Source organism: Sphingomonas sp. (genome assembly GCF_013812825.1).
Lineage (GTDB): Bacteria > Pseudomonadota > Alphaproteobacteria > Sphingomonadales > Sphingomonadaceae > Sphingomicrobium.
Genome location: NZ_JACCSU010000027.1, coordinates 23,723 through 49,714, shown reverse-complemented (window position 1 = coordinate 49,714; position 25,992 = coordinate 23,723). Strand labels below are relative to the sequence as shown.

Here is a 25,992-nt window from a genome sequence, read left to right as displayed (position 1 = left end):
CATCCTTCCGCATTGTTGGATAAACTTGGTCCCAGTGTTGCGCGGGCCACGGATTCGACGCAGCATCCCGGCTGACGGGGGCGGCGACCCCTTCCTGCAGGAAACCGGCAAGTGGCCGGACTTCTGCTCCGATCCCGACCTGCCGTACGACTGCACTCAAGAGGCGGCAAAGGCGCGCACCTGAACCGGCTCCGCGATGTCCGCAATGGGTCGAGCGCCGCTGCGCGCAGGCGATTGCTTGTCCTTGCGGGCAAAAGGCGGTAATTTGGGCGACGACGGAGGCGCAGATGGTCAAGTCGGTTTACTTGTTCGCGATCGCGACCCTTTTTCACGAAGCTGCTGTCTTTGCGGCCGCCGGGCAGGCCGGGCCCGCGATACAGCCGCAGGCGCAATCGGCTGACAGCTCGACCCCCGGGCCGGGCAAGATCTGCAAGCACGTCGTCAGTTCGGAGCCCGAGGCAAAACCCTATCCGCTGTGCCTGGCGAAGTCCGAATGGGAGGCCAAGGAGAAGGCCGACTCACGGAACGCCAACCGAACCGTCTGCCGATACGTCGAACACAGCGGCAGCATCTTCAAATCGTACAAGGTGTGCATGAGCGCCGCCGAATGGGAAAATCAGCGCCAGCTCGACCGGCAGCAAATCGAACGCATCCAGAGGGGAAGCTGTGTGCACGGCGCGGGCTGCTGAGGGGGCACCGCTTGCACGGTCGGCCGAGCCGCGAAAGTCAATTACCGGCTAATAGTGAAATGTCCGCAGTGGGTCGAAAGCGGACATTGTGCCGCGTGCCAGGTCGACATGGTTTAGGAGGCACTATCCTTCCGGGCCGGTGGACGGGTCACCCAGCAGCAGGCGGGGACCAGGGCCGCGGCTCCGAAGGCGGTCGTCGGGATTGTAAAGTGCGCAATTCCGAAGCGAAAGACAGCCGCAACCAATGCAGCCGTCGAGTCGGTCGCGCATTCGGGTCAGCCCATTGATCCTAGCGTCGAGAGTGCGCCGAAATCCGCGGCTGATCCGCGACCAGTCTTTCCGTGTTGGCGTGCGTCCCTGCGGGAGCGTGCTGAGCTGTTTCTGGATCTCGCCTATCGTGAAGCCGAGCTGCTGCGCAATCCGGATGAATGAGAGACGCCTTATGTCAGCTCGCAGGAAGCGCCTCTGACCGCCCTTGTTACGAAGAGCACTGACCAGGCCCTTCGCCTCGTAAAAGCGGATAGCCGATACCGACAGGCCGGTTCGCGCCGCCAACTGCCCAATCGGCAGCAGATCGGACGATTGCATCGCATCCCCATAAATAGCTTGACCTCAACTTAGGTTGAGGAATTACGATTTGAAAATCAAGCCGGAGAGGCGCGCCAAAGAGGAGGAGACAGGCGATGGCGAGTAGTGCCCTGGAGCATGTCAATATCACGGTCAGCGATCCTGACAGGACCGCCGAACGGATCTGCGAAATGTTTGGCTGGCGCATTCGCTGGAAGGGGCCGGCAAAGAATGGCGGATATACCGTCCACGTGGGCACCGACGACGCTTATATCGCCGCATACAGGCCCGCGCTGGATGCGCCGAGCCAGGTGAAGGGGCGGTTGAACCATGTCGGAGTGGTCGTCGAGGACCTCGATGTAACCGAGGGGAGGGTGCGCGAGGCCGGATACGAGCCGCATTCCCACGAGGCGTATGAACCTGGCCGGCGCTTCTATTTCGACGATCATGACGGGATCGAGTTCGAAGTTGTATGCTATGTGTAAGGGAGTTCGGCGGGCTCCAACACATAGGCAGAAACCGGTTGGTTTAGGCATTAGCTGCAATGTCCGCCTTGGGTCGAAAGCGGGCATTCGCCAGCGCCTCGAAAAATAGGCCCCGGGATCGCTCCCGGGGCCTTCTTTCAGCTGCAAGCCGGCCGCGCGTCAGGCGTGCTGTGCCTCGGCGTCGACCGTCTGCTCGGCCGCCGGCTGCTGCCGGTCGCCGCCGCCGATCGCGGAACGCTCGCGCCGCTCGCCGGACTCGGCACCGGCGCGGCTGCCGATGTTGATCTTCTTGGGCTTCATCGCCTCGGGGATCTCGCGGACCAGCTCGATCGCCAGCAGCCCGTCCTTGAGGTCGGCGCCGCGGACCTGGATGTGGTCGGCGAGCGCGAAACGGCGCTCGAACGAACGATTCGCGATGCCCCGGTAGATGTAGTCGGACGCCCCAGGGGAATTGCCGTCCTGGCTCTCTTCATTCCTGCGCCCGGTGACGATCAGCACGTTCTGCTGGGCAGTGATGTCGATCTCGTCGGGCTTGAAGCCGGCGACCGCCAGCTCGATGCGATAATCATTGTCGCCGAGCTTGATCAGGTCGAACGGCGGGTAATTCTCGCCGGCCTGGCCCATCGAGCTGTTCTCGAGCATGTCGAACAGCCGGTCGAAGCCGACGGTGGAGCGCCGGAACGGCGCGAAGTCGAATGCGCTACGCATGTCTTGTCCTCCTCATGTTGAGCAAGGGCGGGAGGAGAAGCCGTCGAACGGCCTCAACCGTCCCGTCACCGGACCCATCAGGCGCCCGGCAGCCAAAAATCTGGGTTCCGGACGGCAGATTTCAAGGGGTCTGGCCGAGGCTTGCGCCGACCCGCCGCAGCTTTAGTCTGACTCGTCGATTTTTCGAGGAAGCCAGATGCTCAACCGCCGGACTTTCATCGCCTCGGCCGCCGCCGCGGGCCTGGCCTCGAGCCGCAGCCTGGCGCAGCCGCAGGCTCCGCGCCGCTACGGCTATCCGGCCGGCACGCGTCCGTTCGGGCCGGAGGTTTATCGCGAGCGCCGCCGCCGGCTGATGGAGCGGATGAAGGGCGGTGTGGCGGTCGTCCATGGTCCTCCGAGCGTCGACCTCGGCGCCACCACCGCGCCCATCGACCGGCCCGGCAGCAGCAGCGATTTTACCTACCTGACCGGTCTCGTCGACGAGGGCGGCGCCGCCTTGCTGCTGGCGCCCGGCGAACGGACCTACCGCGAGTTCCTGTTCCTGCCGACCGTCAACCCGGAACACGACCGCTGGGAGGGCACCCGACTGCTGCTCGGCAGCGAGCTCAGGGCGCGGACCGGCTTTGAGAAAATCAGCCGGATCGGGGCGCTCGGCACGACTCTTGCGCAGATCGCCGCGCGGGCCGGAGAAATGCGCTACATCGGGCCGCTGGCCAGCCCAGACGCCGCCGTGCCGCGCGAGCTCGACCTGTACGGCCGCGTCGTGGCGCGCGTGCCGGGCACCCGGATCGTCAACAACCACGGCCTCGTTCACGCGATGCGGCTGGTCAAGGAGCCGCGCGAGCTGGAGCTGATGCGCCGCGCGATTGCCGCAACCGAGCGCGGCATGCGCGCGGCGATGCGGGCCGCCCGTCCCGGGATGCGCGAGTTCGAGCTCAAGACCATCATCGAGAGCGAATTCCGGGCCGCTGGAGCAAGGCGCCTCGCCTTTCCCTCGATCGTCGGAGTGGCCCGCAACAGCGCGGTGCTGCACTACATGGGCGGCGACAATGAGCTCCGCTCCGGCGACCTGGTCCTGGCCGACATCGGCGCGGAGTTCGATTTTTATGCGGCCGACATCACCCGCACCTTCCCGGTCGACGGCCGCTTCAGGCCGGACCAGCGCCGGGTCTACGAAACGGTCCTGCGCGCCCAGGAGGCAGCCGCCCGCCAGCTTCGCGCCGGTGCGGTCTATGAGGACCTGACCCGAGCCGCGACCAACGTCATCGAAGCCGCCGGCCACCGCGACGATTTCTGGCACGGCCTCGGGCATTTCGTCGGCCTCGACGTCCACGACGTCGGCGACTACGCGCAGCCGCTGCCGGCCGGCGCGGTGCTGACGATCGAGCCCGGCATTTATTTGCCGGAGCGCGATTTCGGCATTCGGATCGAGGACGAATATCTGGTCACCCCCTCGGGCAATGAGCATTTGAGCCGTTCCATCCCGCGCACCGTCGCCGAAATCGAGGCGGCGATGGCGCGCTAGCGCCGTCTTCGCGGCCCGGGCCGCTACGGGTTGGACGCGCTTTTCGAGAAACATTCGGCGAGCCGCCGCCGCTGAGCGCTCCATACTGCTTGGCCAAGCCGCTTGGCACGGCTCGAATCCGCACCCTATAGCAGTGCCCGATGGCCGACCTGTTCTCCTCCGCGGCATCGGCCGCGCCCGACAGCTACGACGCCTCGTCGATCGAGGTGCTGGAAGGCCTCGAACCGGTCCGCCGCCGGCCCGGCATGTACATCGGCGGCACCGATGCCCGGGCGCTCCACCATCTTGCCGCCGAGGTCATCGACAATGCGATGGACGAGGCGGTCGCCGGCCATGCGAGCCGGATCGAGGTTTCGCTCGAGGCCGGCAACCGGCTGACGGTGACCGACAACGGCCGCGGCATCCCGGTCGACCCGCACCCCAAATATCCACGCCAGTCGGCGCTCGAGGTGATCCTGACGACGCTTCATTCGGGCGGCAAGTTCGACAGCAACGCCTATTCGACCAGCGGCGGCCTGCACGGCGTTGGAGTGAGCGTCGTCAACGCTCTGTCGAGCGAGACTCTGGTCGAGGTGGCGCGCGACAAGACGCTCTATCGCCAGCGCTTCGAGCGCGGCCTTGCGGTGACCAGGCTCGAAACCGTCGGCCCGGCCCCCAACCGCCGCGGAACGCTGGTCAGCTTCGTCCCCGACCCCGAGATCTTCGGCGCCGACGCCCGATTCGACCCGGCGCGGATCCACCGCCTGGCCCGCTCGAAGGCCTATCTGTTCGCCGGAGTCGAGATCCGCTGGCGCTGCGATCCGGCGCTTGCCTCCGCTCCAGATGAACCCAATGGCGTGCCCGAGCAGGCCGTGTTCCAGTTTCCCGGCGGGCTCGCCGACCATCTCGCCGAACAGCTCGGCGAGCGCCCGTGCGTCACCGGCCAGCCGTTCACCGGGCGCCAGGCGTTTCCGAACGACCAGGGCTCGGCCGAATGGGCGGTCGCCTGGCCGCTCTATTCGGACGGCTCGCAAAGCTATTATTGCAACACCATCCCGACCCCCGACGGCGGCACCCATGAGGCCGGGCTTCGGGCCGCGCTCACCAAGGGCATGCGCGCGTTCGGCGAGCTCATCGGCAACAAGCGCTCCAAGGACATCACCGCCGACGACGTGATGAACGGCATCGAGCTGATGCTGTCGGTGTTCATCCGCTCGCCCCATTTCCAGAGCCAGACCAAGGACCGCCTGACCAGCCTGGAGGCGGCGCGCTTCGTCGAAGCCGCGGTGCGCGACCATTTCGACCATTTCCTGGCCGACAACATGGACCGCGGCCGGGCGCTCCTGGGCTCGATCATCGAGCGCATGGACGAGCGGCTCCGGCGCCGCGCCGAGCGCGAGGTCAAGCGCAAGACCGCGACCAGCGGCCGCAAGCTGCGGTTGCCCGGCAAGCTGACCGATTGCGCCAACGACGCGCCCGAAGGCACCGAGCTGTTCATCGTCGAGGGCGACAGCGCCGGCGGCTCGGCCAAGCAGGCGCGCGACCGCAAGACCCAGGCGATCCTGCCGATCCGCGGCAAGATCCTGAATGTCGCATCGGCAACGGCGGACAAGATCCGTGCAAACAGCGAGATCGCCGACCTCATCCAGGCGCTGGGCTGCGGCGCCCGCGACCAGTTCGCCGAGGACGCTTTGCGCTACGAGCGGATCATCATCATGACCGACGCCGACGTCGACGGCGCCCACATCGCCACCTTGCTGATGACCTTCTTCTTCCAGGAAATGCCCGAGCTGGTCCGGCGCGGGCATTTGTTCCTCGCCCAGCCGCCGCTGTACCGGCTGACCGCCGGCGCCAAGACGCTTTACGCGCGCGACGACGCCCACCGCGCCGAGCTGGAAGCGACGGAGTTCAAAGGAAAAAAGGTCGACGTGTCGCGCTTCAAGGGCCTCGGCGAAATGATGCCGCAGCAGCTCAAAGCGACGACCATGGACCCGGCGACCCGCTCGCTGCTCAAGGTTACTCTGCCGGACGAATATCAGGACCGCCAGCCGGTCAAGGACCTCGTCGAGCGCCTGATGGGCCGCGACCCGGCCAAGCGCTTCGAGTTCATCCAGAACTCGGCCGCAGCGGTGGATGAAGGCGCGATTGACGCGTGAATCGCTACCCCTTTGGGCTAACAGCCACAAATTTCCGGAAGTCGAAAGCTCTGTTCTAGACGACCGCATTCATGCGTGCTGCCTCTGGGCCTTTCTCAAAGCTTCGATTGTGGATTTTGCGGCAACTCTGAATGCTTGAAGCTGCTCCATGAGCATTTGTTTGTTGCTACCCCATGCAAAATTCGAGCTCTTCTGGAGTTCTTTGATCAGCAGATCTGCCTTGGAGAATAGCCGATTGAGAATATCGAGCGCATGTGAATTACGTTGGAACTGCAGCTGAAGAAAATGGACCATTGGTTCAGCCAACGGATCCAACGTTATCTCGTGATCCCTGATGAATGCCAATGCTGTGTCAATGAAAAGATCACCCGTGTCGAGCTTGGCCGCACGTTGACCGAACAAATAAGCCGTATTCTGGGCAAGTTTCTCGCTTCGAGATGCCAACGCCGATTTAGAGCGGAGGAGCCCTGCGTAAGCCCGCATGTGAGCTTCAAGGGATTCTTTGAGTAGATCGACCGCTCTAAACTGATCGGTAAGAATATTCGCCTTGGCGAAGTTATACAAGAACACGCCGCGCATCATCCTTAGCTCGGATCGCTCCGACAGTGGATATCTCTTGTCCGATGTAATCAACTGCTCGATTTCAAGCGTGTTTTTATACGCAGAATCAGATGCCGCCTCAGAAAGGAACCATCGCTTTATGTCATCTAAAGGCGGTCTATATCCCATTTCGACAGCATTCCTAAAATCAGCCCGAACTGCCGCAAGATTTGGTCGTGATTTAAGGGTAGCCGCGTATCCTCGCATCGCAACGAAGCGAGGGTTTTCGACGATGTCAGGTGGAAACCGATCAGAATTAAGCTTCCATATCAAATCGTCCAAGAGTTCTTCGTCACCATTACGCGCCGAGTATTCCGCCTTTCTTAGCTCCCGATTGATTTTGGCTAATACGGGAGATTCTGGGTAAGCTGAGCGTTTGAAATGATCCACTCGCGCCTTGATAGTTGCGAACATGTCTAAGCTCTCGACTTGCGTATGAATAAACGTTTTGGTTAAAGCGCCGAGCGAGAACAGAGTATCTTGATCGTCCTCTTCACTGATGAGGAACATCTCCTGAATTGCGGCAATCGCGTCTTTAACTTTCGATTCTTCAAGACGGGAAACTGCTGCAATGTCTCCAAAGCTCATTGGCCGTCCATAAAGTGCTAGACAGCCAAGCACCTCTTTGCCGCGGCTCTGCTTTGGAATGGCCTCCCACTCCCTTTGAAAGACGTACGAACGCACATCATCACCGCTCCCCCTTTCGAACATTGCAAGTGCTCGTTCATAGGACCCAGACTGTCGGCGAAGGAGAATTATGCTCTCGACAACCAGCGGGCGGCCTTCGGAAACTTCCGAGAGCGGACCCTCAATGAATGCTTGACTCGGCTTTGGAACTTTAAACTGTTCCGCACAAGTTTCGACAAAGCTACGCAGTTCATCGCCTGTCATACCTGGAACTTCGATTGAGCTTCTGAGTGACTGCGTCGGCCGGTTCCTGAGCGTGTACAGAAACTTTGAAATCTTGGGAGAACGAACAGCAACGCGGTATAGAAAATCGAATCCCCCTTCTTCGCCAGCCGTTGTTAACGTATCGATATCGTCTATTACGATAAAACACGCCGTTTCATTGAAAAATTGCTGGATAGCTGGCTTCAATTTTTCGATCGGTTCATCATCAATGTTACTGTCCGCCACGCCACCTAGCAGAAGAATACCACGGTAAAGACCGGCCTCATCCGTGAAATCATTGCCGAGAAAGCTAGCAACGCTTTGCTTCTCTACATCCAGATACTGCCGTTTGGCACTGAGGAAGATCACCTGATCGATCAAGCTTTCGCCCCCTAGTTTGAATGCACCACCGTTTGATCGAATCTGCTTGAACACCTCTTGCGCTATGGTCGACTTACCAGAGCCGCCCTTGCCATAAAGGAAGGCTCGAGGCTCATCGCTCATTGACATCCATTGGAATACAGAATCGATTGTTGGCATTCGGCCAACAAACTCGCGTACGTTTGATTGACTCGGAGGCAGCTGTCCGATGGGCTGGCGGACGACCTCATCTTCAGTGACCTGCCTCAAGTACAAATTCGGAATGTCACTCGCCTCAGCGTCCGCAATGGCCGAGCCTTGCCGAACCCAGAACGTGTTCGACTTGTAAGTGCCTGCGTCGCGAACGAACCTGAAGGGTGGGTCGAATGCACCCTTCCGTTTCACCAGGAGCACGTCCACATTTCCGCAGTCGGCGTTTGAGAACCGACGGAGCTCCAAATCCGGAACGGCGCCTGTCAACTGTTTTAGCGCCAACTCAAACTTATCGAGATTGGGTATGACCTTAGTCCGACCACCCTTCCTTGTCTTGTCATCCACTCCAAAGATGATGATGCCGCCATCCGAATTAGCGAAGGCGCAAACTAGGCGCGCCAGGCCATAAAAGTAGTTGTCGGAATATGAGAAGGGCCACGACTCTTTGAAATCCCAACAATCACCTTCCTGAAAGAGGTACGTGCAATCAGAATTGGTGAGCAGTTCAGCGATGGCAGCATCGTCCGTCGGAAGAGTTCCTGCTGCTACCAGTTCGCGGACGTTCGAATACATGGAGCTGTCCTCCGATCAGAAGCTCGGCATCCTAACTGAGTGCAGTCCAAAAGCACCCATTTTCCTACAGCCCAGCGCCGCGGCGGTGGATTGCCGCGCGCGAGCCCGAATCCCGTTGCCGTTGCAATGGGCTCCCGCTGCGGGTGAGGGAAAGGGGCGACGGCAGCCAGCGCACTTGGCGCGGGGGGGCCCAGAAATGGTAAACCCCACCGGTTTGACCCGGCGGGGTTCCCATGCTTCAGACCCGAAGGTCTAAAGCACGACGCCACCCTAGCCGCCCGGCCGGCCCGCGCAAGCACTTTTTTCGGCCCGACTCGGGGTTCGCTTCAAAAAGCTGTGGATAAGTCTGCGGCCGCCGGCGGTGCGGGCCAATGCCTAGCGCGAGCCGAACCCGGTCAGCACCGTCTTGATCGTCCGGAACACGATCAGCAGGTCGAGCCAGGGCGAGAAATATTTGATGTAGTAGAAGTCGTACTGGAGCTTGTGGTGGACCTCCTCGACCTCGGCGACGTGGCCCTGGTTGACCTGCGCCCAGCCCGAAATCCCCGGCTTCACGACGTGGCGGTAGCGGTAGAAGGGCAGCTCGCTGGTGTACCAGATCGACAGCACCTCGGCTTCGGGGCGCGGGCCGATCCAGCTCATCTGCCATTTGAGGATGTTGAAGATCTGCGGCAGCTCGTCGATCCGCGTGCGGCGCAGGAACGCTCCGACCCGGGTGATTCGTTCGTCGTCCTTGCCGGTCATCGCGGCGCGGCGCTCGTCACCGGCCGACACGGCACGCATGGTGCGGAATTTGTACACCGTCATGCGTCGGCCGGCATGGCCGATGCGCGCCTGGCGGAACAGGATCGGCCCCGGCCCTTCGGCCCGGATCGCCAGCGCCGCCACCGCCATCAGCGGCAGCGCCAGCGGAAGCATCGCGACCGCGACCAGGAAATCGCCGAGCGCTTTTAAGTGAAAATAGCCGCGCGCCGGGAGCAGCGAGCCGAAGCTGTTCTCCGAAAGATGGTCGAGCTGGACCCGTCCGGTGAGCGATTCGGACAATTGCTTGACCTGGTAGACGATTCGGCCGGCAAGCGCGGCGTCGGCGAGGAACGCCTCCCACTCGTCGGGCAGGTCGGTGGCGAAGTCGGCGACGATCGCGTGGCAGCCGGCGGTGTCCTCGAGCCGCGGCCGGGCCAGCGTCTGCCACTCGATATTGCCGATCTGGTTGAGGCGCGAGACCTCGCCGAACGGGACGATCGCGATCCGCTGCTGGATCGTTCGCTGGGCATAGAAATACAGCACATACAGCCACAAGACGTGGAGCGCGAAGCCGAGGCCGAGCGCCAGCCGGTCGTACGGCAAGCGGGTCAGGAGGAGGGCGACGACGATCACCCCGTGACCGGTCAGCGAGGTCGGCAAGATCACGTAGGCCGAGCGGATTCCGGGATAGGTCTCGATCGACAGCCGCATCCAGAAGGCGATGGCGATGGCGACGCTGTTGCCGATCAGCGCATTGATGCCCGCCGGCTCGGCGAACAGGCCGGGCAGGACGGTGCCGCGCACGGCGAACGGCAGCAGCGCGCCGATCACAAGCGCGCTTGCAAACTGGAACCGCCGCCGAGTGAACAGCGGCTGCTTCATCAGCCTCGTGGCCGGCTCGTGACGCATTCGTTCAAAGGCCCCAGCGGAAAATCACAGCGACCAGCGGTCGATTCCCGGGCCCAGCTGCCGGTCGCGCCACATGCCCTTCAGATCGGCCAGCATCCCATCCTGCTCGAGCATCGCCTCCAGGTCCGGGGCCGAAAGCGATCGATAATCGGCATGCGGGACCGCGCCGACGACGAGACTATAGCGCACCCCGTCCGGATTGACGACTTTGAGGCCATGCTCGCGCTCGAGCTCGCCCGGATCGGCGAGCGGGTCGGCGACATCGACGTCGTGGCCGAGCTCCCGCAATCGGTGCACGAGGTCGAAGACGCGGCTGTTGCGAAGGTCGGGAACGTCCTCCTTGAACGTCAGACCGAGCACCAGCGCCCGCCCCGGCTTGCCCGCCAATCGTTCGTGGAGAGCATCGGCGACCCACTCGCCCATCCGGTCGTTGGTCGAGCGTCCCGACAGGATGACCTCGGGGTGATGGCCGACCTGCTGCGCGAGGTGGCTGAGATAATAAGGGTCGACGCTGATGCAGTGGCCGCCGACCAGGCCCGGCTCGAACGGCAGGAAATTCCATTTGGTGCGCGCCGCGGCGAGCACGTCCCAGACCGACACCTCGATTTTCGAGAAGATCTGGGCGACTTCGTTCATGAAGGCGATATTGATGTCGCGCTGGGCGTTCTCGATCGCCTTGGCCGCCTCGGCCGCCTTGATCGACGCGGCCCGGAACACTCCGCCGCTGGTGATCGCCCCGTACATCTGCTCCATCTGGTCGGTCACCTCGCCGTCCTCGCCGGCGATGACCTTGGTGATCCGGTCGATCGAATGGGTCCGGTCGCCCGGATTGATCCGCTCCGGCGAATAGCCGAGGCGGAAATCGCGGCCGCGCTTGAGATCGCCGGAGCGCTCGAGCTCGCGCCCGCAGACGTCCTCGGTGACCCCCGGATAGACGGTGCTTTCGTAGACGATCGTCGGCCGCCGGGCGGGGTCGATCGCCTCGGCGATCATCCGGGTCGCGGCGATGACGGCGCGAAGGTCGGGCTGGTTGTCGCGGTCGACCGGGGTTGGAACCGTGACGATGTAGATGTCGGCGCCGCGGCAGTCCTCGCTCGAATCGCTAAACGTCAGGCTGGTGCGCTTGAGCTCTTCGGGGTCGGCCTCGCGGGTGCGATCGTGGCCCGAGCGAAGCTGGGAAATGCGCTGCGAATCGACGTCGAAGCCGATGACCTCGAACTTGCGCGCCAGCGCCACGGCAAGCGGCAGGCCGACATAGCCGAGCCCAATGACGATAATCCGGCCAATGCCGCTCATCCGGGTACCGTCGGCTTTCGGTTCAGCTGACCGCGGCCGATGCCGAAATAGGCGAGACCGGCGGATTCGGCCTCGGCGCTGTCGTAGACGTTGCGCAGGTCGACCAGCACGTTGCCGCGCATCGCCGAAGCGAGGTCGGCGAGGTCGAGCGCCCGGAACTCGTCCCATTCGGTGACGATGACCAGCGCGTCGGCGCCCTCGGCGGCGGCGTGGGCGTCGGCGGCGAACTCGACGTCGGGCAGCAATGGCTGCGCCTGCTCGACCGCAACCGGGTCGAACGCCGCGACCTCAGCCCCTCCCTTGAGCAGGCCCTCGATCAGCGGCAGCGACGGAGCCTCGCGCATGTCGTCGGTGTTGGGCTTGAACGCCAGCCCGAGCACGGCGATGCGCTTGCCCCGGAGGCCATCGGCTCCGCTTCCGCCGAGCGCTTGCGCGACCCGCGCCGCCATCGATTCCTTGCGGCGGTCGTTGACGTCGACCACCGTGCGGACGATCCGCTGGTCGACGCCGGCCGCATCGGCGGTCCGGAGCAAGGCCACCGTGTCCTTTGGAAAGCAGCTGCCGCCGTATCCGGGCCCGGCGTGCAGGAACTTGGGGCCGATGCGGTTATCGAGGCCGATCCCCCTTGCGACATCTTGAACATCCGCGCCGACCGCTTCGCACAGGTCGGCGACCTCGTTGATGAAGCTGATCTTGACCGCCAAAAAGGCATTGGCCGCATATTTGGTCAGCTCGGCGGTGCGGCGGCCGGTGAACAGGATCGGCGCCTGGTTGAGGAACAACGGCCGATAGACCTCGCGCAGCACCGTCCGCGCCCGCTCGTCCTCGGCGCCGACGACGATCCGGTCGGGGATCTTGAAATCGCGGATCGCGGCGCCCTCGCGCAGGAATTCCGGGTTGGAGGCCACCGAAGCGTCCTCGATGCCCTCCTCGGCGAGGATTTCGATGATCCGGTCGCCGGTGCCGACCGGGACGGTCGACTTGACGACGATGACCGGCGCTGGCCGGTCGACGGTTCGGGCAAGCTCGCGAACAGCGTCATAGACGTAGGTGAGGTCGGCATGGCCATCGCCGCGCCTGGCGGGCGTCCCGACGGCGATGAACACGGCTTCGGCCTCGTCGAGCCCGCCCGCAAGGTCGGTCGTGAAGCGCAGGCGGCCGCGCTCCGCGTTGGCCTTGACCAGCTCCTCGAGCCCCGGCTCCCAAATCGGCATCCGGCCGGCATTGAGCGCATCGATCTTGTCGGAATCCTTGTCGACGCAGGTCACCTGGTGGCCGAAGTCGGCGAAGCAGGCGCCGGACACCAGCCCGACATAGCCGGTGCCAATCATCGCGATGTGCATTCCTTACTCCCGCCGCTTTGAAGCGCGCGCCTCTTAGCAGCGTTCGCCGACAAGGCCAGCCACCGGCGACGCGAAACCGCGGACAGCAGCGTCTAAGTTCTTCGGCTCACTTCGTTTTGGGCGAGGCAAAGGCCTCGCTTTTGCCCCAAAATCCGGCTACAGGCGCGGCCCTTCCGATGACTCTCATGACTCTTCCTCGAGCCCCGCGCGTGGGCCTGGTTTCGCTCGGCTGCCCCAAGGCGCTGGTCGACAGCGAGCGGATCATGACCAAGCTGCGCGCCGACGGCTACGACATGTCTCCCGATTATGCCGGGGCCGACGTGGTGCTGGTCAACACCTGCGGCTTCCTCGACAGCGCCAAGGCCGAGAGCCTGGAAGCCATTGGAGAGGCGATCGCCGAGAACGGCCGGGTCGTCGTCACCGGCTGCATGGGCAAGGACGCGGACGTCATCCGCTCGCGGTTCCCGGGCGTGCTCGCGGTGACCGGGCCGCAGCAATATGACGAAGTGGTCGCCGCGGTCCACGAGGCCGCTCCGCCGGTGCCGAACGCGTTCCTCGACCTGGTGCCCGCCGCCAACCTCGGGCCGGGGCTCAAGCTGACTCCGCGCCACTACAGCTATGTGAAGATTTCCGAGGGCTGCAACCACCGCTGCGCGTTCTGCATCATCCCCTCGCTGCGCGGCGAGCTGGTCAGCCGGCGGCCCGATGCGATCCTCCGCGAGGCGGAGAAACTGGTCGCGGCCGGAACCCGCGAGCTGCTGGTAATCAGCCAGGACACGTCGGCCTATGGAGTCGACCTGCGCCACTCGGCCTGGCCGTGGAAGGGCCGTGAGGTCCGCGCCCACATGACCGACCTGGCGCGCGAACTTGGGCAGCTCGGAGTCTGGGTGCGGCTGCACTACGTCTACCCCTACCCGCACGTCGACCGGGTGATCCCGCTGATGGCCGAAGGGCTGGTCCTCCCCTATCTCGACATCCCGTTCCAGCATGCGAGCCCGAAGATCCTGCGCTCGATGCGCCGCCCGGCCAACGACGCCCGGGTGCTCCAGCGGATTGTCGAATGGCGCTCGATTTGCCCGGAAATCGCCCTCCGCTCGTCGTTCGTGGTCGGCTTCCCCGGCGAGACCGAAGAGGATTTCCAGTATCTCCTCGACTGGCTCGAGGTCGCCCAGCTCGACCGCGTCGGCGCCTTCCGCTTCGAGCCGGTCGAGGGAGCGGCGGCCAACGCGCTTCCCGACCCGGTGCCGGACGAGGTCAAACAGCAGCGGTTCGATCGGATCATGGAATTATCCGCCCGGATCAGCGCCGAAAAGCTGCGATCCAAAATCGGCAAGTCCTTGGAAGTGTTGATTGATTCGGTCGACAAGGAAACCGGCGGAGCGTCCGGCCGCTCGAAGGCCGACGCGCCCGAGATCGACGGCGAAGTCCATCTTCGCGACTCGGCAGGGCTGAACCCCGGCGACATCGTCCCCGTGCGCATCGAGGACAGCGACGAGCACGACCTCTACGGGGTGCCGGTCACCTAGGATGGACGGCTACGCGGTCGTCAAGACGATCCACATCCTGAGCTCGGCCATTCTGTTCGGAACCGGGCTGGGCACGGCGTTTTTCTTTTTTAGAGCTCATGTGCCAGGCAACGAGCAAGGCCGGCTCGCCGCCGCGCGTACCACGGTCATGGCCGATTGGTTGTTCACCACCCCAGCCGTAATTATCCAGCCGGTGACCGGCGCGTGGCTCATTTGGCGTTCCGGCATTCCTTGGAATTTGCCGTGGCTTGTGGCGTCCTACGGCCTTTATTTGCTGGCCGGGCTCTGCTGGATTCCAGTCGTCGCCATCCAGATGCGGATGAAGCATTTGTTGGAACTCCAAGGGATCGGCGAGCCGCTTGACGAGCGTCGCTATCGACGCCTGTACCGCGCCTGGTTTCTCCTCGGGTGGCCCGCCTTCACTGCATTGGTCATCATCTTCTTCCTGATGGTGCTGAAGCCGGCAGGGTGAAACGTGTCCTGATCATCGGAGGCTACGGTAACTTCGGGGGAACGATTGCCCGAGCGCTCGCCGACGATCCCGACATCATTCTACTGATCGGCGGGCGCTCGAAGGCGAAAGCGGACGCCTTTGCCGCGAACCTCCCGTCCACAAATGCAGCGCAAGGCGTTCAGATCGACATCGACGCAGACCTCGACGACGCGTTTTTTTTGCCCGCATCCAGCCCGACATGGTGATTCACACCACCGGCCCGTTCCAATCACAGAATTACCGAGTGGCGGAAGCGGCCATCGCGCGGCGTTGCCACTATGCCGATCTTGCCGACGCCCGCGCGTTCGTTTGCGGAATCGGTGCGCTCGACACCCCGGCCCGCGGCGCCGACGTGCTGGTCGTGAGCGGCGCAAGTTCGGTGCCCTGCCTGACCGCGGCAGTTGTCGACGACGCCTTGCCGAGATTCCAACTGCTCGAGAGGATGGATTACGGCATCACCGCTGCTCAGCAGACTAACCGCGGACTAGCAACGGCATCGGCCGTTCTGAGTTATGTCGGCAAGCAATTCACGACGCTTCGCGACGGCCGCTGGACGCGGGTTTACGGGTGGCAAGGCCTCCATGCGAAACAATATCCGCAATTAGGATTGCGCCTCTTTGGATACTGCGACATTCCCGATCTTGACATCTTTCCGCGGCGCTACCCAACGCTCCGGACCATGCGCTTCGGCGCCGGCCACGAGATCAAGCTGCTTCATCTCTCAACCTGGCTGCTCAGCTGGCTGGTGCGTATTGGAGTCATCCACTCGCTCGCACCTCATGCCGAGACCCTTCTGCGCTGGTCTTTCTTGTTCGATGCGCTGGGCACAAGCACTAGCGGCTTCCACGCGGAGTTTTGCGGGCTCGGACACGATGGGAAAAGCCGGCGGGAACGGTTCTATATGATCGCTCGCTCCGGACACGGGCCACTCATCCCGTGCATGCCAGCGATATTGCTGGCACGGCGCTTTGCTCGAAACCAACTCACCGAGCGCGGCGCGCGCGCTTGCCTCGACCTCATCGACCTTGAGGAATATCTGAACGCACTTGCCGGGCTCGACATTGCGGTTCTGCGGAAAATGCCCGGTGTTGCCTGGCCTCTGTCGTCCGCTAAGGGGCGGGCATGACGCAATTCGCATCGCTGCTCGTCGCCGAGCGCGGCCAGAAGGCCCGCGCCGTCCACCTCGTCGACAAGACAAGCTTCGCCGACTGGGCGAAGGGCCGCAGCGCCGCCGACCGGGCGCTGCTCGAAGCGCACCGCTTCGACGGCAAGACCGGCTATGCGAGCGTGATCCTGCCGCGCGACGGCGAGTTCGAGGTCGTGACCGCGGTCGCCAATGTCGCGTCGCTGTCGCCCTGGTGCCTGGCCAAGCTGCCGGAGACGCTTCCGGCAGGGGAATATCGCCTGGCGCAGGGCGAGCCCGGCAAGGCGGCGCTCGGCTGGCTGCTCGCCCAGCACCGCCTCGACGCCTATCGCAACAAGAAGGCTCCCGACCCGGGCCCGCGGGTCCTCGTCACCGGCGAGGCGGCGCGGATCGACCCGATCGTTCGCCTTGCAGAGGCGACGGCGCTGGTCCGCGACCTCGTCAACATTCCGGCCGGCGACCTCGGCCCGGCCGAGCTCGAGCAGTCGGTCCGCGACCAGGTTTCTGCCGTGGACGCCGAGGTGCGGGTCACGTCGGGCGACGCGCTGGAGCAGGGCTATCCGCTGGTCCTGGCCGTCGGAGCGGCCGCCTCCCGCGAGCGGGCGCCGCGGCTGATCGAAGCCGAATGGGGCGACCCCGGCCATCCGCGCGTGGCGATCGTCGGCAAGGGCGTTTGCTTCGACAGCGGCGGCCTCGACCTCAAGAACGCCAGCGGAATGCGGCTGATGAAGAAGGACATGGGCGGAGCCGCCCACGCGCTGGCCCTGTTCAACCTCGCCGCCGCCGAGCGGCTGCCGGTGCGGCTCCATTTGCTCATTCCGGCGGTCGAGAATGCGGTTTCAGCCGCCGCGCTTCGCCCCGGCGACATCGTCAAGTCGCGGCAGGGCCTTCATGTCGAGATCGACAATACCGATGCCGAAGGGCGCCTGATCCTCGCCGACGCACTCGCCCGGGCGGCCGAGGACCGGCCCGAGCTGATCATCGACTTCGCGACCCTGACCGGAGCCGCGCGGGTCGCGCTGGGCCCCGACTTGCCGGCCCTGTTCGCCAATCGCGACGATCTGCTCGAGGGCCTCGAGGCCGCCGGCAAGGAGGTCGAGGACCCGCTGTGGCGGATGCCGCTGTGGGATGGCTACGAGGACATGCTCAAGAGCGACATCGCCGACATCGCCAATGCGACCGGCTCGCAATTGGCCGGCTGCGTCACCGCGGCGCTGTTCCTTCGGCGTTTCGTCCCCAAGGAGACGGCCTGGGCGCATCTCGACACCTTCGCCTGGCGGCCGAAGGCCAAGCCCGGCCGCCCCAAAGGCGGCGATGCGCTCGGCCTGCGGGCCGCGTTTGAGCTGCTGTCCCGGCGCTACCCCAACCGCTGATCCGGTCGCGGCTTTCTGACGATCCGCGTATTTTTCCCGATTTTCCGGTCGCTTGGCTGCAACATTTCGCCCCCTTACCGGTTTAATCGGCAAGCACGCGACGCCACGGAGACAATCGACAATGAGCGAGGTTTCGCTAACCGGCTGGATGAAGGCGCTGATCGCCTATGTCCGATCCGGCGAGCCGGATCTCACCAATCGCCAGATGGCCCTGTTGATGCTCGTTTATTTGACCCCTGGCCCGCACACCGTCCGCGGCCTCGCCAAGATCCTCGGAGTGTCCAAACCCGTCGTCACTCGCGCCTTGAACACGCTCGGCGCACTCGGCTATCTGCGGCGCGAACGCGACCAAGACGATCGCCGCAACGTGTTCGTCGTCCGGACCAGCAACGGGGCAGATTTCCTTGAAGGCTTCAAGCGCAACCTCCGCGAGGGCGGCGACGGGGCCGCGGCGGCCCACCGGCCGATCATCGGGACCGCGGCCTTCGCCCACCAGCGCTGAGGGCTTCGCGCTCACCGGACCGTCGAACCCGCCCGACCCTGCTCACAACGCCTACCGGCGCGACCTGGCCGACGTCGCGCTCGCCCATGAGGTCATTGCCTCCCATTATGCCGAACCGCTCGACCGGATCGTGACCAGCGCGGCGACGCTTCGAGCGGGGCCCGGCGACGAGGCCGAGGCGCTGATCGAGCTCGAGGCCGGCGACTCATTCGCGATGCTCGACAACAGCCTCGGCTGGGCCTGGGGCTACGGCGGCAAGCAGCGCCGCGTCGGCTACGTGCGGGCGGAAAGTCTCGACCACTAGCAGTCTGGCGGACAAGCGGCGGCATCGCCGAGCGGCGCGGTTCCCGCTTGATCCCCGGCTACATCTCGCCGCGGGCGCGGCGGATCGCGAACCATTTCTCGACGTTCGCGCGATGCTCGGCGAAGGTCTCGGCGAACACATGGCCGCCCGTCCCGTCGGCGACGAAATAGATCGCCTTGGTCGGCGCCGGATCGAGCACCGCGGCGATGCTTTCGCGGCCCGGGTTGGCGATCGGCCCGGCGGGCAGGCCCGGCTTCCTGTAGGTGTTGTAGCCGGTGTCGGCGTTGAGCTCGGAGCGCAGGATGCGCCGGCCGAGCGGCTTGCCCTTGGTGATCGGGTAGATGACCGTCGGATCGGCATCGAGCTTCATGCCGATCCTCAACCGATTGCAATAGACCCCGGCGACCATCCGCCGCTCCGACGGCTTGCCGGTTTCCTTCTCGACGATCGAGGCGAGGATCACCGTTTCCTCCTTGGTGCTCACCGGGCAGGCCGGCTTGCGCTTTGCCCACAGCGCATCGAGCGTCCGGGTCATCGCCGCCTGCATCCGCTGAACGACCGCGGCGCGGGTCTCGCCGCGCTTGTAGCCGTAGCTGTCGGGCAGAACGGAGCCTTCGGGCGGCAGTGGCGCCGGGCCGGTGAGAAAGGGGTTCGCAGCCAGCCTTTCCTGGACAATGATCGACGGCATCCCTTCCGTGACGGTGATCAGCCGCTGCACCGGGCGGCCGTGCTGGAGCTGGTCGAGCACCGCCGCGCCGCTGGTCCCCTTGGGGATCTCGAACTCCCCGGCCTGGATCGGATCGCCCGAGCCGAATAGCCGCGCCATCATCCGATAGATGGTCGCGCTGCCCGGGATCGCGCCCTGCGTCTCGAGCTGGCGGGCGACCGAGGCGACGCTCGATCCCTCCTCGACGATGACGGTGTGCGGCCCCGGCTTGGGGCCGGGACTCCACCACAGGAACCAGATGGCGATCAGCGCGGCGAAAAGAGCCAGGACGGCCAGTGCCGAAAGCTTCTTCACACCGCCTTCATGACCAGGCTGGCGTTGGTGCCGCCAAAACCGAAGCTGTTGTTGAGCACCGCCTTGACCGACCGTTCCTTGGCCTTGTGCGGCACCAGGTCGACCCCGGCGCAGCCATCGCTTGGATTGTCGAGATTGAGGGTCGGCGGGACGATCTGGTCGCGCATCGCGAGGATGCAGAAGATGCTCTCGACCGCTCCGGCGCCGCCGAGCAAATGACCGATCGCGGACTTGGTCGAGCTCATCGACAGCCCGCCGACATGGTTGCCGAACAGCTTGCGCACCGCCCCGAGCTCCAGCTCGTCGCCAAGCGGGGTCGAGGTGCCGTGGGCATTGATATAGTCGATGTCCTCGAGATCGAGCCCCGAGCGTTGCATCGCCGCTTCCATCGCCCGGTAGCCGCCGGCGCCTTCCGGGTGCGGGGCCGTCACGTGATAGGCGTCGCCGGACATTCCATAGCCGACCAGCTCGGCGTAAATGTTCGCGCCGCGCGCCTTCGCGTGCTCGTATTCCTCGAGGATGACGACACCGGCGCCCTCGCCCATGACGAAGCCGTCGCGGTCCTTGTCGTACGGGCGACTGGCCTTCTCCGGCTGATCGTTGAACTGCGTCGACAGCGCCCGAGCCTGCGCGAAGCCGGCAATGCCGAGCGGGCAGAGCGCGCTCTCGGCGCCGCCCGCGACCATCACCTCGGCATCGCCGAGCGCAATCATTCGCCCGGCGTCGCCGATGGAGTGCGCGCCGGTCGAGCAGGCGGTCACCACCGCATGGTTCGGGCCCATCAGCCCGAACTTGATCGAAACCTGCCCGGAGATGAGGTTGATCAGTCGTCCGTGGACGAAATGCGGGCTGACCCGGCCGGGCCCTTTTTCATGCAGGACGACCGATTCCTTTTCGATGCCGGGCAGGCCGCCGATCCCCGAGCCGATCGACACGCCGGTGCGGAAGCGCTCCTCCTCGGTCATATCGGTGAGGCCGGCGTCCTCGAGCGCCTGCGCGGCGGCATCAATTCCGTAGACGATGAACGGGTCGACCTGGCGCTGGACCTTGTGGTCCACGCGAATGTTCGGGTCGAAGCCATATTCATGGTCGGCCGGCTTGACCTCGCAGGCGATCCGGCACTTCTGGTCGCTGGCGTCGAACCGGGTGATCGGCCCGGCGCCGCTCTTGCCCGCCAGGATGTTCTTCCAGCTGGTCTCGACGTCGCCACCGAGCGGCGTCACCAGGCCCAGACCAGTCACCACGACACGGCGCATTGAACACTCCATGTTGTTGCCAAAAACAAACGGCCTCCCGATTGGTTCGGGAAGCCGTCGCGCCGCATCTCAGGCGTTATCTGCCGGCGGCAGCGGCCCCGATCAGCTCTTGTTCTGGTCGATATAATCGATCGCGTCCTTGACGGTCGTGATCTTCTCGGCGGCGTCGTCCGGGATCTCGACCCCGAACTCTTCCTCGAACGCCATCACCAGCTCGACGATGTCGAGGCTGTCGGCGCCCAGGTCGTCGATGAAGCTGGCTTCCTCGGTGACCTTCTCCGCGTCGACACCGAGATGTTCAACGACGATCTTCTTCACCCGCTCGGGAGTCTCGCTCATGCTTGCATTCCTCCATTTGCTTTGACGCTGCCCTAGCGATGCCGCCCGCGCCGGGCAAGTGGCCGAAAGTGCGCCAGACTTGCCGACTGGCGAGACCGTCCTAAGTGTCACCGGCCATGCGCGGCGCCCGTCCCCTGACAGCCGGCGAAATCGCCCTCGCCCGATCGATGTTCGGCGATGCGATCAACTATTCGAAGGTCCGGATGGTCAGGCGCAAGTGGTGGCCGTTCCAGCCGCGGAGCACGGCGATGGCGCCGACCGGCAACATCCACTTCCATCCCCACGGCAACCTGTGGTCGGAGGATTTCTCCGCCGAGCCGCTCCACCGCCAGGGCCTGTTCATCCACGAGATGACCCACGTCTGGCAGTCGCAGACCCGCGGCCGCTTCTATCTGCCGCTGATGCGCCATCCGTTTTGCCGTTATTCCTACATGATCGAGGACGGTCGTTCGTTCGACCGCTACGGCCTCGAGCAGCAAGCGGAAATCGTCCGCCACGCGTTTCTCGCCGAGCGCGGATTCCGGCTTGCTTCGGTGCCGCCACGAACGCTCCTGCCGTTCGCCTGAACCCCGCGCAACGCTGTCACCGAACTGCCACAGGGGCAGCTCGAAAGTGCGGAGCGCGCGCACTGCCCCTTCCGTCGATTCCGCGAATGAGTCAGACACAGCTTGTTACGCGGCCTCAACAGGGGAATTCACCATGCGCGCTTCCGCCCTTCTACTGATCGGCACCGCGGCGATCGCCATCGCCTCGCCGAGCTTTGCCCAGACCACCGAGGAAGACGAGGCCCAGGCGGCGAACGCCCCTCAAGATGCGCAGACCGCCGGCGACGAGATCATCGTCACCGCCACCAAGCGCGCGTCGCGGGTCCAGGACGTCCCCTTCTCGATCAACGCCCAGACCCAGGAGGACATCCAGCGCTCGAATGCCTCGACGATCGAGGAAATCAGCCGCAACGTCGCCGGCCTCACCGTCCAGAATCTCGGCCCCGGCCAGAGCCAGGTTTCGGTCCGCGGCGTCTCGGCCGGTCAGATCGTCCGCGACCAGCCCGGCGTCAAGGAGCAGGTCGGCATCTACCTCGACGAGAGCGTGGTTTCGCTGTCGCTGTTCACGCCCGATTTCGACCTGTTCGATCTGAACCGGGTGGAGACACTGCGCGGCCCGCAAGGGACGCTGTTCGGCTCCGGTTCGGTCGGCGGAACGCTCCGCTACATCACCAACCAGCCGAATCTCGAGGGCACCGAAGGCCTCGTCGAAGCCAATATCAACACCGTCGACGAGGGCGATATCGGCTACCACCTGAAGGGCGCTATCAACGTACCGCTTGGATCAAGCGCCGCGACCCGGCTGGTCGGCTATGGGCAACGTTACGGGGGGTTCATCGACGCGATCGGCCCGGCCAGCGGCAAGAACATCAACGACGGCAGCCGTATCGGCGGCCGCGTCGCATTGCTGTTCGAGCCGGCGCCCGACGTCAAGATCACCCCGCGGGTGGTCTACCAGCAGATCCGCGCCGACGGCTTCAACCGCGAGGAGCATTATAACTTCTACACCTCGTTCACCAGCGAGCCCGAAGTCGGCAAGCGCAAGCAGTATTTGAAGCTGCGCGAGAAGTTCAAGGACGACACGCTGCTCGCCGACCTGACCGGCAGCATTGGCTTTGGCGCAGTCGAGCTAACCTCGATCACCAGCTACATCGACCGGGATATCCTCGTCAGCCGCGATGCCTCGGCCCTGACCGGCTCGGTCGGCATCTCTCCGCTGGTCGGATGTTGCGGCGTCGATCCCGATATCGCGAACCTGCCGTCGAACCTGCGCGACACGACCACACTCAAGCAGTGGACTCAGGAGCTTCGGCTGGGATCGACCGGAGCGGGACCGCTTCAGTGGGTCCTCGGAGCCTTCTACACCGACATCAAGCGCAAATATGCCCAGCGTTTGCCGACTCCGGGTTACGATGCGTTCATCGACGCCGCGCTCGGAGCGGGCGTTTCAGCCGCGGTTTCGAACGGATTCCCGCTGAACTCGCCTTACAACGCCGATCTTCCATACGACATCAACCAGAAGGCGGCGTTCGGCGAAGCCAGCTACGACTTTGGCCAGTTCAAGCTGACCGCTGGCGGGCGTTATTACGACTTCAAGGAGAAACGCGACTTCATCTCCGGCGGCGTCTTCTCGAACGTGGACACCCGCATCGGCGACAAGACCAAGTCCAACGGCTTCTCGCCTCGAGTCATTGCCACTTACGAGCCGAACCGAAACCTCAGCGTCAACCTCCAGGCGGCCAAGGGCTTCCGCCTCGGCGGCGTCAACGATCCGCTCAACCTGCCGCTGTGCACCGACGAGGACGAGGCATTGTTCGGCGGTTTCCAAAGCTATGACGATGAAACCTTGTGGAACTACGAAGCCGGAGTGAAACACCAGTTCGCGGGAATGACGTTTAACGCCGCCGCCTTCTACACCCGGATCAAGGACCTCCAGGTGACGCTCGACGCGGGAAGCTGCTCGTCGCGCATCGTCTTCAACGTCGACAAGGCGCACACCAAGGGCATCGAAGCCGAGTTCGCCGCGAGCCCCATCCCGGGTCTCGATCTGTCGGTGGCGGGCAGCCTGATCGAAGCCGAATTCGATACCACGCTTCCCGAACCGCTGGCGAGCACGACCGGCATCCGTAACGGTAATCGGCTGCCCACCGTGCCCAAGTTCCAGATGGCTGCCACCGCGACCTATGGACAGCGGCTCAGCCACAGCAGCGAGTGGTATGTCTCGAGCAGCTTCCAGCACGTCGGTAGCCGCTACACCCAGCCTGCCGATCAGGAGCCGGGTGCCAGCGTCTTCAACTTCCTCTTCTACGACCCCAACACCGGTGCCTTTGGGAACGCCACGCGGGACTTCGGCTCTCTCAAGCTGCCCTCCTTCAATTTGTTCAATCTGTCGGGCGGAGTGAAGTGGGACAGCGGGCTCGAGATCGTTGGCTACGTCAACAATCTGTTCGACAAGAACCCGAAGCTGTCGCTCGACCGCGAGCGCGGCGGACGAGCTCGGCTCGGCTACAACGTCGGCACTCCGCGCACGATCGGCCTGACATTGCGCCAGGCGTTCCTCGCGCCCCGCGCCGTTGCGATGGCTCCGCCGCCGCCCCCGCCGCTGCCGCCCGCGCCTGCGGCGACGCAGACCTGCCCGGACGGATCGGTGATCCTGGCGACGGACATGTGCCCGCCACCGCCGCCGCCGCCGCCGCCCGCCTCCGGCCAGCGGGGCTGACCGGCCGACGATGAAACTGACTCGCCGCTCGCTCCTTTCCGGGGCGGGCGGCGCCGCTTTGTCGCCCGCCATCCTCAAGGCCGCGCCGCTCGGCTCCAAAAGCCATATCGCGGTGATCGGCGCCGGCGTGTTCGGCGCGTGGACCGCCCATCATCTCCAGCAGCTGGGCCATCGCGTGACCCTGCTCGACGCGCACGGGCCGGCGCACAGTCGCGCCTCGTCGGGCGGGGAGTCGCGCATGACCCGCGCGGCCTACGGCAAGGACGACATCTACACCCGCATGTCGACGGATTCGCTGCCGCAGTGGAAGGCGCTGAGCGGCGCGTCGGGCCTGCCGATCTTCGTCCCCCACGGGGTGCTGTTCTTCTTCCCGACCGATGAGCCGTACGCCCACGACAGCATCGCCGCGCACCGGCGGCTGGGGCTGCCGAGCCAGCTGCTGACGCCGGCCGAGATGGCTCGGCGCTTCCCGATGATCGATTTCGCCGGGATTCGAATGGGGCTGTTCGAACCGGGGTTCGGAGCGCTGATGGCTCGGCGGTCGGTGCAGACCCTGGTGCGGCAGTTCGTTCGCTCGGGCGGCGACTACCGCCACGAGGCCGCGCATGGTCCGCGGCAGTCGGGCGGCAAGCTGCGCTCGATCCGCTTGTCGAGCGGCAGCCTGGAGGCGGATGCGTTCGTCTTCGCGCTGGGTCCGTGGCTGCCGAAAATCTTCCCCGATGTCGTCGGTGGGCGAATCCAGCCGACTCGGCAGGAAGTGTTCTTCTTCGCGCCGCCGGCCGGCGACCGCCGCTTCCTGCCCGGCGCGATGCCGGGCTGGGCGGACTTCAACGGCGGCGACATCTACTACGGCTTCCCGGACCTCGAGAGCCGCGGGGTCAAGTTCGCCCATGATGCGCATGGGGCAGCGGTCGATCCCGACGCGCAGGACCGGCGTCATTCGGAAGCCGCGCTGGCGGACGTCGTCGCCTTCCGCGACCGCCGCTTCCCGCTGCTGCGCAACGCGCCGCTGACCGAAGCCCGCGTCTGCCAGTATGAGAACAGCTCGAACGGTGACTTCCTGATCGATTTACACCCGCGGCTTTCGAACGTGCTGCTGGTCGGCGGCGGCTCGGGTCACGGCTTCAAGCACGGGCCCGAGGTCGGCCGCTACGCCGCCGCGAGGCTGTTCGATCGGGTGCCCGCCGAGCCGCGCTTCAGCCTCGCCACCAAGGCCGAGACCCACAAGCGCGAGGTTCACTGAGCGGGCACGCGTTTGCCTCGCTGAACGGTTCCGCCGCCGCCGCGTTCTTGGTGAATGGCGGACGGAGACAAGACCGAGCTCGCGCGGACCCGGACGGATTTCGCCGAAGACCGAACGGTGCTCGCCAACGAGCGGACCTTCGCCGGCTGGCTGCGGACCGGTTACGCGGGGATCGGCATCGGTCTCGCGTTCAACGCCTTGTTCGCCCGTCTCGAGCCCGCATGGGTCGCGAAACTCATTGCAAGCGGTTTCCTGCTCATCGCCATCATGATCTTCGTCGCGGCCGAGCGGCGCGCCTGCGCGGTGTTCTCGACGCTCCACACGCACAAAGTAAAATCGGTCAAAGTCACGAGTGTCCGAACGGTGTCGATTGCCAGTACCTTGGCGACCGTGGCTCTGATCGCAGCGATTTGGCTCCTAGAGTTCGAAGTGGGCGGCGAGACGATCGAGCCGGAGGTCAATCTCATTGGCGACTGAGCCGCTCGCCTA

24 protein-coding genes are annotated in these 25,992 nt (G+C 64.7%); 15 read left to right on the top strand and 9 right to left on the bottom strand.

The genetic code is table 11. The features are described from left to right. Positions 1 to 287 precede the first annotated feature (287 nt). Positions 288 to 689, top strand: a complete 402-nt coding sequence (locus tag H0T81_RS03700) for a hypothetical protein (protein WP_294009953.1) — start codon at positions 288 to 290, stop codon at positions 687 to 689. A gap of 123 nt (positions 690 to 812) precedes the next feature. Here H0T81_RS03700 and soxR read toward each other — a convergent pair whose 3' ends face one another. Next, positions 813 to 1,277: a redox-sensitive transcriptional activator SoxR gene (gene soxR / locus H0T81_RS03695; RefSeq protein ID WP_294009951.1), complete on the bottom strand. Its 465-nt coding sequence runs from the start codon at positions 1,275 to 1,277 to the stop codon at positions 813 to 815. Between the two features lie 95 nt (positions 1,278 to 1,372). Between soxR and H0T81_RS03690 the strand changes: the two genes are divergently transcribed. Next, on the top strand, positions 1,373 to 1,741 hold the full coding sequence (locus H0T81_RS03690; RefSeq protein ID WP_294009949.1) for a VOC family protein: 369 nt from the start codon (positions 1,373 to 1,375) through the stop codon (positions 1,739 to 1,741). Between the two features lie 159 nt (positions 1,742 to 1,900). On the opposite strand, the gene H0T81_RS03685 is transcribed toward H0T81_RS03690, so the two are convergent. Continuing rightward, positions 1,901 to 2,449: an Hsp20 family protein gene (locus H0T81_RS03685; protein WP_294009946.1), complete on the bottom strand. Its 549-nt coding sequence runs from the start codon at positions 2,447 to 2,449 to the stop codon at positions 1,901 to 1,903. A gap of 196 nt (positions 2,450 to 2,645) precedes the next feature. On the opposite strand from H0T81_RS03685, the gene H0T81_RS03680 reads away from it, so the two are divergent. Both H0T81_RS03680 and parE read left to right on the top strand, forming a co-directional pair. Next, positions 2,646 to 3,974 (top strand): aminopeptidase P N-terminal domain-containing protein, encoded by a 1,329-nt coding sequence (locus H0T81_RS03680; protein ID WP_294009943.1) that lies wholly within the window; start codon positions 2,646 to 2,648, stop codon positions 3,972 to 3,974. A gap of 140 nt (positions 3,975 to 4,114) precedes the next feature. Beyond that, positions 4,115 to 6,109: a DNA topoisomerase IV subunit B gene (parE, locus tag H0T81_RS03675; protein WP_294009941.1), complete on the top strand. Its 1,995-nt coding sequence runs from the start codon at positions 4,115 to 4,117 to the stop codon at positions 6,107 to 6,109. A 69-nt stretch (positions 6,110 to 6,178) separates the two neighbouring features. Here parE and H0T81_RS03670 read toward each other — a convergent pair whose 3' ends face one another. From H0T81_RS03670 to H0T81_RS03655, 4 genes are all read right to left on the bottom strand, one after another. Continuing rightward, positions 6,179 to 8,746, bottom strand: a complete 2,568-nt coding sequence (locus H0T81_RS03670) for an RNA-binding domain-containing protein (RefSeq protein ID WP_294009939.1) — start codon at positions 8,744 to 8,746, stop codon at positions 6,179 to 6,181. 375 nt (positions 8,747 to 9,121) lie between these two features. Next, a complete protein-coding gene (locus tag H0T81_RS03665; RefSeq protein ID WP_294009937.1) occupies positions 9,122 to 10,399 on the bottom strand; it encodes a sugar transferase in 1,278 nt (425 codons plus the stop codon). Positions 10,400 to 10,423: 24 nt separating this feature from the next. After that, entirely contained in the window at positions 10,424 to 11,695 is a 1,272-nt protein-coding gene (locus tag H0T81_RS03660) for a nucleotide sugar dehydrogenase (RefSeq protein ID WP_294009935.1), read from the bottom strand. Beyond that, positions 11,692 to 13,038 carry a UDP-glucose/GDP-mannose dehydrogenase family protein gene (locus tag H0T81_RS03655; RefSeq protein WP_294009932.1) on the bottom strand — a complete coding sequence of 449 codons (1,347 nt, stop codon included), beginning with the start codon at positions 13,036 to 13,038 and terminating at the stop codon, positions 11,692 to 11,694. Before H0T81_RS03655 ends, H0T81_RS03660 begins: the two co-directional genes overlap by 4 nt. A gap of 176 nt (positions 13,039 to 13,214) precedes the next feature. On the opposite strand from H0T81_RS03655, the gene rimO reads away from it, so the two are divergent. From rimO to H0T81_RS03620, 7 genes are all read left to right on the top strand, one after another. Beyond that, positions 13,215 to 14,564: a 30S ribosomal protein S12 methylthiotransferase RimO gene (gene rimO / locus H0T81_RS03650; protein WP_294009929.1), complete on the top strand. Its 1,350-nt coding sequence runs from the start codon at positions 13,215 to 13,217 to the stop codon at positions 14,562 to 14,564. Between the two features lies 1 nt (position 14,565). Then, on the top strand, positions 14,566 to 15,036 hold the full coding sequence (locus tag H0T81_RS03645) for a DUF2269 domain-containing protein (RefSeq protein ID WP_294009926.1): 471 nt from the start codon (positions 14,566 to 14,568) through the stop codon (positions 15,034 to 15,036). Next, positions 15,033 to 15,263, top strand: a complete 231-nt coding sequence (locus H0T81_RS03640) for a hypothetical protein (RefSeq protein ID WP_294009923.1) — start codon at positions 15,033 to 15,035, stop codon at positions 15,261 to 15,263. The genes H0T81_RS03645 and H0T81_RS03640 overlap by 4 nt, the downstream gene beginning before the upstream one ends. After that, entirely contained in the window at positions 15,257 to 16,183 is a 927-nt protein-coding gene (locus H0T81_RS03635) for a hypothetical protein (protein ID WP_294009920.1), read from the top strand. The genes H0T81_RS03640 and H0T81_RS03635 overlap by 7 nt, the downstream gene beginning before the upstream one ends. Continuing rightward, positions 16,180 to 17,574 (top strand): leucyl aminopeptidase family protein, encoded by a 1,395-nt coding sequence (locus H0T81_RS03630; protein ID WP_294009917.1) that lies wholly within the window; start codon positions 16,180 to 16,182, stop codon positions 17,572 to 17,574. The genes H0T81_RS03635 and H0T81_RS03630 overlap by 4 nt, the downstream gene beginning before the upstream one ends. A gap of 121 nt (positions 17,575 to 17,695) precedes the next feature. Further along, a complete protein-coding gene (locus H0T81_RS03625) occupies positions 17,696 to 18,076 on the top strand; it encodes a MarR family winged helix-turn-helix transcriptional regulator (protein WP_294009916.1) in 381 nt (126 codons plus the stop codon). Between the two features lie 130 nt (positions 18,077 to 18,206). Further along, complete coding sequence (locus tag H0T81_RS03620) at positions 18,207 to 18,380, top strand: hypothetical protein (RefSeq protein ID WP_294009913.1); 174 nt, start codon at positions 18,207 to 18,209, stop codon at positions 18,378 to 18,380. A gap of 58 nt (positions 18,381 to 18,438) precedes the next feature. Here the strand turns inward: H0T81_RS03620 and mltG are convergent, their stop codons facing one another. From mltG to H0T81_RS03605, 3 genes are all read right to left on the bottom strand, one after another. Beyond that, positions 18,439 to 19,401 carry an endolytic transglycosylase MltG gene (gene mltG, locus H0T81_RS03615; RefSeq protein ID WP_294009910.1) on the bottom strand — a complete coding sequence of 321 codons (963 nt, stop codon included), beginning with the start codon at positions 19,399 to 19,401 and terminating at the stop codon, positions 18,439 to 18,441. Next, a complete protein-coding gene (fabF, locus tag H0T81_RS03610) occupies positions 19,398 to 20,657 on the bottom strand; it encodes a beta-ketoacyl-ACP synthase II (RefSeq protein ID WP_294009908.1) in 1,260 nt (419 codons plus the stop codon). The genes mltG and fabF overlap by 4 nt, the downstream gene beginning before the upstream one ends. A 102-nt stretch (positions 20,658 to 20,759) precedes the next feature. After that, positions 20,760 to 20,996 carry an acyl carrier protein gene (locus H0T81_RS03605; protein WP_294009905.1) on the bottom strand — a complete coding sequence of 79 codons (237 nt, stop codon included), beginning with the start codon at positions 20,994 to 20,996 and terminating at the stop codon, positions 20,760 to 20,762. Positions 20,997 to 21,112: 116 nt separating this feature from the next. On the opposite strand from H0T81_RS03605, the gene H0T81_RS03600 reads away from it, so the two are divergent. The 4 genes from H0T81_RS03600 to H0T81_RS03585 all read left to right on the top strand — a co-directional run bounded on the left by H0T81_RS03600 (position 21,113) and on the right by H0T81_RS03585 (position 25,980). After that, complete coding sequence (locus H0T81_RS03600; protein ID WP_294009903.1) at positions 21,113 to 21,562, top strand: vgr related protein; 450 nt, start codon at positions 21,113 to 21,115, stop codon at positions 21,560 to 21,562. Between the two features lie 133 nt (positions 21,563 to 21,695). After that, positions 21,696 to 24,260, top strand: a complete 2,565-nt coding sequence (locus H0T81_RS03595; protein ID WP_294009900.1) for a TonB-dependent receptor — start codon at positions 21,696 to 21,698, stop codon at positions 24,258 to 24,260. Positions 24,261 to 24,270: 10 nt separating this feature from the next. Beyond that, entirely contained in the window at positions 24,271 to 25,503 is a 1,233-nt protein-coding gene (locus H0T81_RS03590; protein WP_294009898.1) for an FAD-dependent oxidoreductase, read from the top strand. Between the two features lie 54 nt (positions 25,504 to 25,557). After that, positions 25,558 to 25,980: a DUF202 domain-containing protein gene (locus H0T81_RS03585; RefSeq protein WP_294009895.1), complete on the top strand. Its 423-nt coding sequence runs from the start codon at positions 25,558 to 25,560 to the stop codon at positions 25,978 to 25,980. The last annotated feature ends 12 nt before the right edge of the window (positions 25,981 to 25,992 follow it).